Below are 13260 nucleotides of genomic sequence, written 5' to 3'. Positions count from 1 at the left end.
GCCCGCCCCGCACCTCGCGGGGCGGGCCGTCGCCCGCGCCCACCTCGACGCCTCACCCCGGGACACCCCATGACCACGATCACGACGGACGAGACGGGCACCGCGCCCGCCCCGTCCGCGACCACGCCCGGCCGACGACGCCCGGGCGGCGGGCTCGGCCGGTACCTGCTGGTCCGGTTCCTGCTCATCTTCCCGACGATTCTCATCCTGGTCACGACGGTCTTCGTGATGATGAGGTCGACCGGCGACCCGATCACCGCGGCGCTCGGCGGCCGTCTCACGCCGGAGCAGCTCGCCGAGCGGATCCACGAGGCGGGGTACGACCGGCCGCTGATCCAGCAGTACCTCGACTACCTCGGCGGGATCCTGCGCGGTGACTTCGGCACGACGATCTCCGACAACCGACCCGTCACCGAGGTGCTGCTGACCTACGGGACCGCGACCCTCGAGCTCGCGATGTACGCGCTGCTCGTCGCGTTCGTCGTCGGCATCCCGCTCGGCCGGCTCGCCGCGGCGCGGCGTGACCGTGGCGTCGACGCGACGCTGCGCGTCTCGGCGGTGGTCGCGTACGCGACCCCCGTGTTCTTCGCCGGGATGCTGCTCAAGCTCGTCTTCTCCGTCTGGCTCGGCTGGCTGCCGGTCGCCGGTCGCGCGTCGACGGGCGCGGAGATCCAGATGCAGCGCAAGGGGTCGGACACCGGGATCTACCTGATCGACGCGATCAGCACGGGTGACGGCGACGTCGTCGTCGACGTCCTGCAGCACGCGGTGCTGCCTGCGGTCGCGTTGGGCCTGCTCACGGCGGGGGTGTTCCTGCGCCTCGTGCGCACCAACGTGATCGGCTCGCTCGCGACCGGCTACGTCGAGGCCGCGCGCTCGCGCGGCGTGCCCGAACGCCGGCTGCTGCGCAAGCACGCGTGGCGCCCCGCGCTCGTGCCGATCATCACCGTGATCGGTCTGCAGATCGCGATGCTGCTCGCGGGCGCGGTGCTCACCGAGACCACGTTCGAGTGGAAGGGCCTCGGGTTCCAGCTCGTGCAGTACCTGCTCGCGCGGGACTACGTGGCCGTCCAGGGCATGGTCGCGCTGCTCGCGGTCATCGTCGCGCTGACCAACTTCGTCGTCGACGTCATCGCGGCGCTCGTCGACCCCCGGGTGAGGTTCTGACATGGCGACCGACACGACCCCGACCGGGACGCTGCCCGAGCACGCGCCGCGCTGGAAGCGCCTGCCCGTCGTGCACCAGCTGCGCACGAGCGTCGGGCTGCAGCGCGGCATGCTCGTCGCGGGGCTGGTGCTGACCGCGGTCTTCGTCCTGACGGCGGTCCTCGCCCCGCTGCTCGCTCCCTACGGGTGGGCGCAGCTGCGCGCCGACGGTGAGCTGTTCGGCTCGCACGTCGAACCGAGCTCGGACCACCTGCTCGGCACGACCGTGGCCGGCTACGACGTCCTGTCCCGCGTGATCTGGGGCGCCAGGACGGCGCTCTACACGATCGTCATCGGCGTGATCCTGTCGATCGTGATCGGCGTGACGCTGGGTCTGCTCTCCGGGTACTTCGGGGGCTGGCTCGACCGGGTGCTCGTCGTCGTCGCGGACGCGATCTACGCGTTCCCGTCCCTGCTGCTCGCGATCCTCGCGGCCATCGTCATCAGCGGCGGTCAGTCCTCGATGTGGGGCGGCGTCATGGCCACCGCCATCTCGATCACCGTCGTGTTCATCCCGCAGTACTTCCGCGTGGTGCGGGCCGAGGTCGTGCGCGTCAAGGGCGAGGCGTTCGTCGAGTCAGCGCGCGTCGTGGGAGCCGGGCACGTGCGGATCATGACGCGCCACGTGCTGCGCAACGCGGTCCGCACGCTGCCGCTGATCGTCACGCTCAACGCGTGCGAGGCCGTGCTGACGCTCGCGGGGCTGGGCTTCCTGGGCTTCGGCATCGAGCCGACCGCCGCGGGGGACTGGGGCTACGACCTGCACAAGGCGCTCGCGGACGTCACGAGCGGCATCTGGTGGACCGCGATCCCGCCCGGTGTCGCGATCGTGCTCACCGCGCTCGGCGTGACGCTCGTCGGCGAGTCGCTCAACGACCTCGCCGACCCGCGCCTGCGCACGAGGCGTCGGGCCGCGCTGGTCGCGGGCGAGGTCGGCACGACGAGCGTCGTGCCGGGTGGCGTGCTCGCCGCCGGACCCGAGGGCGTCGACGGGCTGGACGCGCTCGAGGGCGCACCGCCCGAGATCCTGCCCGAGAGCGAACCCGTCTCCGGGCCGGAGGAGGACCGATGAGCACACCTGTCGTCGAGATCCGTGACCTGAAGGTCACGTTCGACACCGACGCCGGCGCGGTGGCCGCGGTCAAGGGCGTGAGCCTGCAGGTCGCGGCGGGCGAGGTGCTCGCGATCGTGGGCGAGTCCGGCTCGGGCAAGACCGTGACCGCGCGCTCGGTCCTCGGGCTGCTGCCCGAGACCGCGCGCACGAGCGGTGCGGTGCTGCTCTCCGGACGCGACGGCAGCGACGTGCAGGACGTCACCACGGTCTCGTCGTCCGCGCTGCGCCGGCTGCGCGGACGCGACGCCGCGATGGTGTTCCAGGAGCCGTCATCCGTGCTCAACCCCGTGTTCCCGGTGGGGTGGCAGATCGCGGAAGGCCTGCGCGCGCACGCGCGGCTGACGCGTGAGCAGGCCCGCGAGCAGGCGATCGACGTGCTGCGCCGGGTCGGCATCCCCGACCCCGAGCACCGGGTCGACCACTACCCGCACCAGTTCTCGGGCGGGCAGAAGCAGCGCATCGTGATCGCCCAGGCCCTCGTGCTCAACCCGGGCCTCGTGATCGCGGACGAGCCGACGACCGCCCTCGACGTGACCGTCCAGGCCGAGATCCTCGACCTGCTGCGGATCCTGCCGCAGGAGTTCGGCGCCGCGATCGTGCTCATCACGCACAACATGGGCGTCGTCGCGGACCTCGCGGACCGCGTCGCGGTGATGTACGACGGCGAGATCGTCGAGCAGGCGGACGTCCGCACGCTGTTCGCCTCGCCGCAGCACCCGTACACGCGCCGGCTGCTCGACGCGGTCCCGCGCGTGGGCGGCGTGCGGCTGCGCGAGCGGGGCGCGCCCACGCTCACGTCGCGCCCGGTCGACCCTGAGGCAGGCCCGGTCGTGCGCGCTCGTGGGCTCGAGGTCACCTACCCCGGCCGCCTGCGCAAGCCGGGCTTCACCGCGGTGGCGGGGGTCGACCTGCACATCGCACCGGGCGAGGTGCTCGGGCTGGTGGGGGAGTCCGGCAGCGGGAAGACCACCATCGGCCGGGCGATCGCTGGACTCACGCACGTCACGGGTGGGTCGCTCGAGGTGCTCGGGGTCGAGATGAACGGTGTGCGGGAACGGCGGTTCCGCCCGGTCCGCAAGCGCATCGGCTTCGTCTTCCAGGACCCTGCGACGAGCTTCAACCCGCTCCTGACGATCGCGCAGTGCGTCGCCGAGCCGCTCGTCGTGCACGGCGTCGCGGACTCGCCGCAGGACGCACGGCCGCGGGTCGACGAGCTGCTCGAGGCGGTCCAGCTGCCGCGCGCGTACGGCGATCGGTTCCCGCACGAGCTGTCGGGCGGGCAGCGTCAGCGCGCGTCGCTCGCGCGTGCGCTCGCGCTCGACCCCGAGCTGCTGATCGCGGACGAGCCGACCTCCGCGCTCGACGTCTCCGTGCAGGCGCGTGTGCTGGACCTGTTCGCGCGGCTGCAGGTCGAGCTCGGCTTCGCGTGCCTGTTTATCAGCCACGACCTCGCGGTCGTCGACATGCTCGCGGACCGGATCGCGGTGCTGCACCGCGGTGTGCTCGTCGAGGAGGGCACGGGCGACGAGGTGCTCGGCGCACCGCAGCACCCGTACACGCAACGGCTGCTCGCGTCGCTGCCCGTGCCCGACCCGGTCGAGCAGGCGGCACGGCGCGCGAGGTGGGACGGGCTCCGGGGCGCCTGAGGCTCACGCGACGGACGGGACGAGGCCGACGACCTCGCGCAGCACAGCGGTGTCGTCGGCGTCCCAGCCGTCCGGCGGGGCGATCGCGGACCAGCCGTCCGCGTACTCCGTGTGGTAGTTGTGCCCGTGGCCGGGCGGCGCGCTGCCGGCGACGAACAGGTCGATCGTCGTCTGCCAGAACGTGATGATCGGGACCCAGCGCGTCGAGGGCAGCACGTCCGAGCCGCGCGGCTCGCTCAGCCAGTCGGGCTTGTTGAGCACCAGGCGCGGCGACCACCAGGTGACGCCGTCGGACGCGTGCTGGTCGTAGACGACGCGCGGCCGCTCCCACGCGTCCCCGAGGGCCCAGAGCTGGCGGTCGGTCCCGTCGGCCGGGCGGTTGGCCCACCGCACGGTCTGCCCGCCGTCCAGCACCGGCGTGATCTCGGGGGAACCCGGGTCGCGGTCGTCGGTCAGCTCACGCCAGAGCTCGGTGAACCCGGGTGTGCCGACCCACAGCGCGCCGTCGGTGCGGGCGACCACGTCCTGCACGGACGAGAACGCACCCTGGCTCCCGTAGGAGCCCAGCGAGATCCCCGCGACGTAGAGCAGCGGCCGGTCGTCCTGCGGCAGCTGCGACCAGCGCTCGTAGACCGCCTCGAACAGCGCCTTGCCCGCGGCGGGCGGGGTCGAGCGGTCGCCGACGAAGCTCACCCACGACGGCAGGTACGAGTACTGCATCGACGCGATCGCGGTGTCCCCGCCCCACAGCAGCTCGAGCGAGTCCGACATCGACGGGTCGACCCAGCCCGTCCCGGTCGCCGTGACGACTGCGAGCACCGAGCGGTCCCACGCGCGCGTGCGGTCGAGCTCGGCGACGACGACCTGTGCGACCTCGTCGAGCGTGTCACCGGCGGACAGGCCCGCGTACACGCGGATCGGGTCCTGCAGCGGTTCGGTGCGTCCGGTGCGCTGTGCGACCTCCTCGAAGTGCGCGGCCGGGCGGCGGCCCGCCACGAAGGTACGGCCCTGCAGCCCGAGCTCGTCCCAGGCGGCCAGCGACTGCGGCGAGCCGCTGCGCAGCGGGTCGTCGGGCTGCTCGACGCCGTCGGCGGTCCCGGTGTCGAGCGTCGAGTAGACGCCGTTGAGCGCCGCGAGCCCGCCGCGCACGACCGTGCCGTCGAGCACGACGACCGTGAGCCACGCGACGAGCGCGATCGCGACGAGCCGCGTCACCGGCACCGGGACCCAGCGGCCGACGAGTCGCCGCACGAGCCGGCCGACCCACTGCGTCACGCGCCGCAACCCGCGCGCGACCTGCAGCAGCAGGACCGCGAGGACGACCGCGAGACCGAGCACGACGAACGGGTGCGACGACTGCGCGGGCGGCTCGCCGAACAGCTCGAGCAGGTCGTCCTGCCACGTGTTGTTCCACCAGAGCGCGGCGGGCACGACGACGAGAGCCGCGATCAGCAGGACGCGGCGGAACCACCGGCTGCCGGCCCGCGACCACGGCACGCCGGCCGTGCGCACGACCCACGCGAGCAGCGCGCCGAGCCCGTACCCGATCGCGGCGCAGATGCCCGCGACCGCACCCTGGTAGAGCGCCGCGCGAGGGACGAGCGCGGGCCCGAGCGAGATCGCGAAGAACAGCAGCGCGCCCGCGAGGCCGGGTCCGGACAGGCGGCGCGGCCACCGCGCGAACGCCGCGAGCACACGCCGCCCGAGCGAGGGCCGGGGGTCGACGGCTGCGTCGGGCGCGGCTGCGCCGATGGCGGGCGGATCGGGGAGCGCGGGCTCGGTGGCGCCGCGCGCGGGCGGGGCCGACGTGGCTGGCCGGATCGGAATGGTCATGACGGCCTCCGAGGTCGCGTCGCGGCGCGGCAACCGTCGCGCTCACCCGCTGTGACCCTAGCGTGGGGGCGTGAGCGACACCGGATATGGCGACTTCGAGTTCGAGCGTCGGTTCTGGGTGCGGGACCTGCCCGTCGACCTGCTCGACGAGGCGCCCGCGACGATCGTCCAGTCGTACTACCTGGCCGACGAGGGCTACGCGTTGCGCGTGCGTGTGCAGACGCCCGGCGCGCCCGCGCTCGACCCGGCGCTGACGCCGCTCGAGGCGCTCGAGGAGTACGAGGACCGGTTCGACTTCTGCGCGGTCACCGTGAAGGGGCCGATGAACTCGGGCACGCGCTACGAGGCCGAGCGCGAGCTCGACGTCGCGGTCGGGATCCAGCTCGTGCGGCGCGGCGGGCAGCGCATCGCCAAGTCCCGGCACTCGGTGTGGTTGGGCGACGACGGCTGGGTGGTCGACGTGTTCGCGGGCGGCAACGCCCCGCTCGTCGTCGCCGAGGTCGAGCGCGGCGGACCGGTGACGGACCTCGTCGTCCCGTCGTTCTGCGTCACCGAGGTGACCGACGACCCGCGCTTCGCCAACGACGCGCTCGCGCGTGCACCGTACGGGACGTGGGGGGACGCGTACGTCGCGGAGCTCGAGCGCACGGGCCCGCGGTTCCTGTCCGGCCTGGGCCGCACGCGCCGCGCCGACGAGGACTAGCGCTCAGCCGCGGGGCGCGCCGTGCCCCTCGGGCACCCGCTCACCCTCGGGCACGGGACCCGGCGGCGTGCCGTCGCCGAACGGCCGGCCCCCGAGCTCCTCGCGCCCGTGCGCGGTCCACCAGCCTGTCAGGTCGGGGCCCCCGGGCACGATCCCACTCGGGTTCAGGTCGCGGTGCACGAGGTAGTAGTGCGCCTTGATGTGCGTGAAGTCGACCGTGTCGCCGAAGCCCGGCGTCTGGAACAGGTCCCGCGCGTACGCCCACAGCACCGGCATCTGCGCAAGCGTGCTGCGGTTCGTCTTGAAGTGCCCGTGATAGACGGCGTCGAACCGCACGAGCGTCGTGAAGAGCCGCACGTCCGCCTCGGTGATGCTGTCGCCGACGAGGAAGCGGCGCGTCGCGAGGCGCTCGCTCAGCCAGTCGAGCCGGTCGAACAGGCGCCGGAACGCGGTGTCGTACGCGTCCTGCGTGCCCGCGAAGCCGCACCGGTACACGCCGTTGTTGACGTCGCGATAGACCAGGTCGGCGACCTCGTCGATCTCGCCGCGCAGGTGCTCGGGGTACAGGTCCGGCGCACCCGGGCGGTGGTGGGCGGTCCACTGCGTCGACAGGTCGAGCGTGATCTGCGCGAAGTCGTTGGTGACCACCGCACCGGTCGGGACGTCGACGATCGCGGGCACCGTGATCCCACGCGGGTAGTCGGGGAACCGCGCGAGGTACGCGTCGCGGATCCGGGGGATGCCCAGGACCGGGTCGACGCCGCCCGGGTCGAGGTCGAACGTCCACGACCGCTCGTCGTGGGTCGGGCCGCACACCCCCATCGACAGCACGGGCTCGAGCCCGAGCAGGCGGCGCACGATGATCGCGCGGTTCGCCCACGGGCACGCGCGCGCGACGACGAGGCGGTACCGGCCGGGCTCGACGGGGTAGCCGTCGCGGCCGTCGGCGGTGATCCGGGTCTGGATGTAGCGGGTGTCCCGCTGGTACTCGGTCCCCGGCTGGGAGTACACACCCGGGCGGTCGTGGGCGTCGGCGGCGGTCGGGCTCATCGCCCGATCATGCCCCGTCCCCGGCCCGAGGGCAGGTCAGACCGCGGGGACGCCGGGGCCTGGAACCTGGGACAGGGGGCCGCACGTAGAGTGTCCCGACCTGTCACCGACCTCAGGGGGCGACGTGCGGCGAGGACGCGCTGTGCTCGGGATCGTCACGACCGTGCTGGTCGTGGTGCTCGTCGGGGCCCTGCTCGTCGTCGCCCGGCCGGACGAGCGGGAGCCCGTCGCGCACGGGACCGCGACCGGCACGACGAGTGCGTTCGCGACTCCGAGCCCGACGCCCGAGCCCGCCGTCGCGGTGCTGCAGCAGCCGAGCGCCGCCGCGACGGTGCTGGCGGCACCCGACGCGCCCGGCGCGGCACTCGAGGCGTCGGCCGCGGTGTTCGCGACGGCGCCCGTCGCCGTGCTCGCGCCGGCCGACGACGAGGCCGCGGTGCTCACGGGGGCCAGCGCGGCGGTCGCTGTCGGGGCGCCGCTGCTGCTCACGTCGACCGCGCGGGCGGACCGCGTCGTCACGGACGAGCTCGAGCGTCTGGGGGTGCGGGCGGTGCTCGTCGTCGGGGACGCTGCGCGGTCCGTCGCGCCGTCCGCGGCGCGCGTCGTGCCGGTGCCCGCCGGGGCGGGGCCGGACGAGCTCGGGGCGGCGCTGGGCGTCGAGCTCGGCCCCGCGCGCGCGGTCGACGACGCCGCCGTGGCGGTCGCGGGCCTCGGCTCCCGGCCGGTCCCCACGCTCGTCGTCCCCGGTGCGCTGCCGACGCCCGAGGCCTCCCCGACGCCCGCTCCGACGTCCGCCGGGACCACGCCCACCTCGACACTCCCGACGACGACGGCGTCCGCACCGACGCGCCCCACCGCCACCCCCGCGGCGGCCACGGGACCCGGCCCGACGCGGTCCACGGGAAGCCCTGCGCTGCCCCCGACACGGCTGCCCGATGCGGTGCCGGGCCTCGTCGGCCTGACGGGCGCGGGTGCGGACACGCCCGCGGCGCTCGCGACGCTGCGCGCGGCGCGCGTGCCGCTCGTCGCGGTGCCCGGAGGAGACCCGCGGGCCACGACGGCCACGGTCGAGGCGGTCGCCGAGGCCGCGCCCGCGCACGTGGTCGCGCTCGGCGCGGCGTTCGGGCCCGCCGAGCAGCTCGAGACGCGCGTCGCGACCGCCGCGACGGGCGTGCTCGCCCCGGGCGGCGGACAGCTCGTGTTCCCGGAGCAGGAGGGCGTCCCGCACAAGCGGTACGTCGCGTTGTACGGGACGCCCGGGTCGAAGGCGCTCGGCGTGCTCGGCGAGCAGGACGTCCCCGCGACGGTGAGCCGCGCGCAGCGGCTCGCGCGCGTGTACCGGCCGCTCACCGACGCCACGGTGGTCCCCGCGGTCGAGCTCATCGCGACGATCGCGTCCGCCGCACCCGAGGACGACGGCAGCTACTCGCGTCGGCGGTCGGTCGCCGAGCTGCGCCCGCTCGTCGACGCGGCGCAGGAGGCGGGCCTCGCGGTCGTCATCGACCTGCAGCCGGGCCGCGACGACTTCCTCACGCAGGCCAAGGAGTACACCGAGCTGCTCGAGCTCCCGCACGTGGGCCTCGCGCTCGACCCCGAGTGGCGGCTCGCGTCCGACCAGGTGCACCTCGAGCAGATCGGGTCGGTCGACGTCGACGAGGTCAACGCGGTGTCCCGGTGGCTCGCCGACCTGACCGCCGCACGGCACCTGCCGCAGAAGATGTTCGTGCTGCACCAGTTCTCGCTGTCGATGATCCGCGACCGCGACCGGCTCGACACGTCCCACGACGAGCTCGCGACGGTCATCCACGTCGACGGCCAGGGGACGCAGCCGGCCAAGCGCGGGACGTGGAACACGCTGCGCGCGGGGGCGCCGGCCGTGCACTGGGGCTGGAAGAACTTCGTCGACGAGGACTCGCCGACGCTGTCGCCCGAGCAGACGTTCCAGGTGGACCCCGTGCCGGACCTGGTGACCTACCAGTGAGGCGCCGTCGAACCGTGGGAGGGCGTCGCCGCGCGGGTCGCCCGTGACGGGTGTCCTTCCGCGCGCGTCTAGGCTCGTGACGATGACCGAGCAGACCGACGCGACGCGCCGCGACCGCGCGCGCTGGCTCGTCCGCGCTGCTCTCGTGCTCGCCGCGCTGCTGGCCTCGCTCGCGGTCGGTGTGACGACGGCCCGCACCGAGGGCGGTTTCGGTCCGCACCTCGCGGAGTACGCCGTGACCACCGACGGCCTCGTCGTCGTGGACCTCGGCCCGCTCGGCACGCTCGAGGTCGACTCGCCGCTGCCGCTGAGCCTGGGCACGCACGTCACCGTGCAGGAGATCCCCGCGTCGCTGACCGAGGTCGACGACGCCACGACCCTGCAGGCGCTGTCGGGCGACCTGCAGCGGTACGTGCAGTTCTTCTCAGCTCCCCAGACGACGATCGCCGACGTCACCCAGGGACTCGTCCGCGACGCGTTGCGGCGCGCGACCGTGCTGTTCGTCGCGATGGTCGCCCTGTGGTGGCTCGGGCGGGTCGCGCTCGGGGCGACGCGTCGCGGCGAGCTCGCGCGCTCGTGGGGTGCGCACCGCGCCCGCATCGCGGCGGGCACGGCGATCGTGGTGCTGGTCGCAACGGTCGGCACGTCCAGCACGGGACCGTCGGGCGGGGCGGAGGTGTCCCCGGCCGGTCTCGCACGTGTTCGACGGCACCGCGCTCGAGGGCGCGCGGGTCACCGGGCGGCTGGGTGGTGTCATCGACACGTACGGCGCCAAGGTGCTCGCGGCGTACCGCACGAACCAGGAGTTCTACGAGCGCGCCGACGCCTCGCTCGCCGCCGCGTGGGACGAGCGGGCCGAGATCGAGGCGCTGCAGGCACGCGCGCAGCAGGCGCGCGACGACCAGCTGTCGCCGTCGTCGGGCGGCCAGGACGACGAGACGTCGGGCGGCCAGGACGACGAGCAGCCGGATGAGCAGTCCGGCGAGCAGTCCGGTGAGCAGGGCGACGCGCAGGCCGGCGGCGGGGCCGACGCGGACGACGACCGGTCCGACGGTCAGCAGGATCAGCAGCAGGATCAGCAGCAGGACGTCCAGCCGGACGGGCAGCAGGACGACCAGCAGGGCGACCAGCAGGACGACGAGGCAGCGGGTGACCCGTCCGGCGACCCCACCGGCGCGACGAGCAGCCCGACCGCCCCGACGCCGTCGCCGACGCCCACGACGCCCGAGGAGGACCTCGTCGTCCTGGTCGTCGTCTCCGACCTGCACTGCAACGTCGGCATGGCCCCGCTCATCACGACGCTCGCCGAGCGGTCCGGCGCGTCGATCGTGCTCGACGCGGGCGACACCACGATGAACGGCACCGCGGTCGAGCAGTACTGCACGTCGACGTTCGCCTCGGCCGTGCCGGACGGCGTCCACCTGGTGGTCTCGCCGGGCAACCACGACTCCGCGTCGTCCGCCGCCGCGTACGCCGACGCGGGCGCGCGCGTGCTCTCCGGCAAGGTCGTCGAGGTCGACGGCCTGCGCATCCTCGGCGACTCGGACCCCAACGAGACGCGCGCGGGTGCCGGCACGGCGTCGCTGGGGGAGAGCGCGGTGGACGCGGGCGCGCGGCTCGGCCGGACCGCGTGCGACGAGGGCGGCGTCGACCTGCTGCTCATCCACACGCCGGCCGTCGGCGAGCCCGCTCTCGAGAGCGGGTGCGTCCCCGCGCAGGTGTCGGGTCACCTGCACCGACGCACCGACCCGCGCCAGGTGGGCCTGGGCATCCGCTACCTGAGCTCGAGCACGGCCGGTGCGACGCTGGGTGAGGCGACGGTCGGGCCGCTGAACGGCACGGCCGAGATGACGGTGCTGCGCTGGGACCCGGCGACGCGCCTCATGGTCGACTACCAGGTCGTGCGGATCACGCCCGACGCGAAGGCCACCGTGCAGGCGCGCCGTCCCTGGCCCGCGATCGTGCTGCCCGACCAGAGCTGGGCCGGACCGTTCGGCGGCACCCGCCCCGCCTGAGCGCAGCCACCCGGCGCGGACGCCGGTCGGGCACCACACCTCGTCGCGGAGCGCGCACCCGGCGCAGGGTTCACCCGTGCCAGCCCGCGGCAGCGGGCTTACCGTGGGGCGATGGCACAGCGGCACCAGGCCCTGCCGCGACGGTCGAGGGTGACCGCCGCGCTCGCGAGCGCCCTGCTCGGGCTCGTCGCGCTGCTGGCCACCGTGGTGCTCACCGTCCCGGCACGGGCCGCGGCGGACACGGACCACCTGGTCACGGGCGAGAGGCTGGGCGCGCGCGAGTCGCTCGTCTCGCTCGGTGGTACGACCGTCCTCGTCGTGCAGCGCTCGGGTCGCGTGTCGCTGTACGGACCGGGTGGCGACGTCGTCTGGACGGTCGACGGCGGCACGCGCGGCGCGGAGCTCGAGCTCGACGAGGCGGGCCGGCTGCGGCTGGTCGCCCCGAGCGGACGCACGCTGTGGACGCCCGACGAGCAGGAGGGCGTGCAGGTCGTCGGTGCCCGCCTCGAGGTGCGCGACGACGGCGACCTCGTGCTGCTCGACGCCGCGGGCGCGACGGTCTGGGCGACCGGGACCTCGCAGCGCGCGAGCACGCTCGTCGCGGGCGGGTCGGTCGTGCCCGGCCAGCCGCTGACCTCGCCCGACGGGCGGCACGTGCTGGTCGTGCGCCGGACGGGCAACGTCGTGCTGCTGGGGCCGGACTCGCTGCCGCGCTGGGCCGCGGGCACCGAGGGCGAGGGTGCGGCGCTGACGCTCGACGACGCGGGCGTGCTCGTCGTGAAGGACGACGACGGCGCGGTGGTGTGGCGCACGCACCGCCCGGCGGTGCCCGGGTCGACCCTGGTCCTGCAGGACGACGGCGACCTGGTGCTGCTCGCACCCGACGGCTCGGCGGTGTGGAGCTCCGGGACAGGGCTCGGCGCGGCGAGTCTCGAGGTCGACGGCGTGCTCCCGACCGGCGGGCACCTCGACGGCCCGGACGGCCACGTGCGGCTGACGCTCACCGAGGACGAGCTCGCGCTGCGGTACGACGACACCGTGGTCTGGCAGGCGCCCGAGACCCCCGGGCCGGACGCGTCGTTGCGCGTCCGCAGCGACGGACGCCTCGTCCTGCTCGCCGCGGACGGCCGTGCGCTGTGGGGCACGCCCGCGCCGGACTCGCAGGCGTCGCCCGGCAGCGCGCTGCGCCTCGACCCCGCGGGTGCGCTGCTCACGGCGGGCAACGGGCAGGAGCTGTGGCGCGTCGACGTGCCGGCCGACGTGGTCGTCAGCAGCGAGGTCCCGGTGGACTGCTCGCTGGTCGACGCGCCGGTCCCGCTCGAGAGCACCGTGCTGACGAGCCACGGTGTGCGCGTGCACGCGTGCCTGGCGGACGCGGTCGACGCGCTGATCACACAGGCTCGCGCCGCGGGCGTCGAGCTCGGTGCCTCCGGCTGGCGCAGCCGCGAGCAGCAGCAGGCCGCGCGTGCGCGCAACTGCCGCCCGGCCGGCGGCGGCGCGGTCGTGTGCCGCCCGCCGACCGCGGTGCCGGGCCACTCGCGTCACGAGTGGGGGCTGGCGCTGGACCTGACCGAGCACGGCCGCCTGATCCGCACCGGCACGCCCGCCTGGGACTGGCTCGTCGAGCACGCGGGGGACTACGGCCTGCAGAACCTGCCGGGTGAGCCGTGGCACTGGAGCGTGGACGGTTCCTGACCGCGCGCCGGGCGCTG

At 74.7% G+C, this 13260-nt stretch carries 9 protein-coding genes; 7 read left to right on the top strand and 2 right to left on the bottom strand.

The window, feature by feature from the left end:
* The first annotated feature begins 69 nt into the window (after window positions 1–69).
* Genes CPE01_RS07950 through CPE01_RS07940 form a run of 3 tightly spaced genes read left to right on the top strand, consistent with a single transcriptional unit; the run spans window position 70 to window position 3966 of the window.
* Window positions 70–1167 (top strand): ABC transporter permease, encoded by a 1098-nt coding sequence (locus CPE01_RS07950; protein ID WP_146806109.1) that lies wholly within the window; start codon window positions 70–72, stop codon window positions 1165–1167.
* A 1-nt stretch (window position 1168) separates the two neighbouring features.
* Window positions 1169–2278, top strand: a complete 1110-nt coding sequence (locus CPE01_RS07945) for an ABC transporter permease (protein WP_146806108.1) — start codon at window positions 1169–1171, stop codon at window positions 2276–2278.
* Window positions 2275–3966, top strand: a complete 1692-nt coding sequence (locus CPE01_RS07940) for an ABC transporter ATP-binding protein (RefSeq protein ID WP_146806107.1) — start codon at window positions 2275–2277, stop codon at window positions 3964–3966. The genes CPE01_RS07945 and CPE01_RS07940 overlap by 4 nt, the downstream gene beginning before the upstream one ends.
* Window positions 3967–3969: 3 nt before the next feature.
* On the opposite strand, the gene CPE01_RS07935 is transcribed toward CPE01_RS07940, so the two are convergent.
* Window positions 3970–5799, bottom strand: coding sequence for an alpha/beta hydrolase (locus tag CPE01_RS07935; protein ID WP_146806106.1), 1830 nt, complete (start codon window positions 5797–5799; stop codon window positions 3970–3972).
* A 70-nt stretch (window positions 5800–5869) separates the two neighbouring features.
* Between CPE01_RS07935 and CPE01_RS07930 the strand changes: the two genes are divergently transcribed.
* Entirely contained in the window at window positions 5870–6502 is a 633-nt protein-coding gene (locus CPE01_RS07930) for a CYTH domain-containing protein (RefSeq protein ID WP_146806105.1), read from the top strand.
* Between the two features lie 3 nt (window positions 6503–6505).
* Here CPE01_RS07930 and CPE01_RS07925 read toward each other — a convergent pair whose 3' ends face one another.
* On the bottom strand, window positions 6506–7552 hold the full coding sequence (locus tag CPE01_RS07925; RefSeq protein ID WP_146806104.1) for a glutathione S-transferase family protein: 1047 nt from the start codon (window positions 7550–7552) through the stop codon (window positions 6506–6508).
* 142 nt (window positions 7553–7694) lie between these two features.
* Between CPE01_RS07925 and CPE01_RS07920 the strand changes: the two genes are divergently transcribed.
* The 3 genes from CPE01_RS07920 (at window position 7695) to CPE01_RS07910 (ending at window position 13243) form a co-directional block, all read left to right on the top strand.
* Window positions 7695–9533, top strand: a complete 1839-nt coding sequence (locus CPE01_RS07920; RefSeq protein ID WP_146806103.1) for a hypothetical protein — start codon at window positions 7695–7697, stop codon at window positions 9531–9533.
* A 698-nt stretch (window positions 9534–10231) separates the two neighbouring features.
* Window positions 10232–11548 (top strand): metallophosphoesterase family protein, encoded by a 1317-nt coding sequence (locus CPE01_RS07915; protein ID WP_246783806.1) that lies wholly within the window; start codon window positions 10232–10234, stop codon window positions 11546–11548.
* Window positions 11549–11659: 111 nt separating this feature from the next.
* The gene (locus tag CPE01_RS07910) at window positions 11660–13243 is read left to right on the top strand and encodes a D-alanyl-D-alanine carboxypeptidase family protein (protein ID WP_146806102.1); all 1584 of its coding nucleotides are present in this window, start codon (window positions 11660–11662) and stop codon (window positions 13241–13243) included.
* Window positions 13244–13260 lie beyond the last annotated feature (17 nt).

The organism is Cellulomonas persica (assembly GCF_007989825.1).
GTDB classification, from domain to species: Bacteria; Actinomycetota; Actinomycetes; order Actinomycetales; family Cellulomonadaceae; genus Cellulomonas; species Cellulomonas persica.
Note: the sequence above shows the minus strand (reverse complement) of the source record. Positions and strands in the feature narration are given on the sequence as shown.

Bases quoted from the DNA above. Each gene is read 5' to 3' on its own strand.
- CPE01_RS07945 (WP_146806108.1), top strand. From the start codon at position 1,169: ATGGCGACCGACACGACCCCGACCGGGACGCTGCCCGAGCACGCGCCG.
- CPE01_RS07950 (WP_146806109.1), top strand. From the start codon at position 70: ATGACCACGATCACGACGGACGAGACGGGCACCGCGCCCGCCCCGTCC.
- CPE01_RS07940 (WP_146806107.1), top strand. From the start codon at position 2,275: ATGAGCACACCTGTCGTCGAGATCCGTGACCTGAAGGTCACGTTCGAC.
- CPE01_RS07910 (WP_146806102.1), top strand. From the start codon at position 11,660: ATGGCACAGCGGCACCAGGCCCTGCCGCGACGGTCGAGGGTGACCGCC.
- CPE01_RS07935 (WP_146806106.1), bottom strand. From the start codon at position 5,799: ATGACCATTCCGATCCGGCCAGCCACGTCGGCCCCGCCCGCGCGCGGC.
- CPE01_RS07925 (WP_146806104.1), bottom strand. From the start codon at position 7,552: ATGAGCCCGACCGCCGCCGACGCCCACGACCGCCCGGGTGTGTACTCC.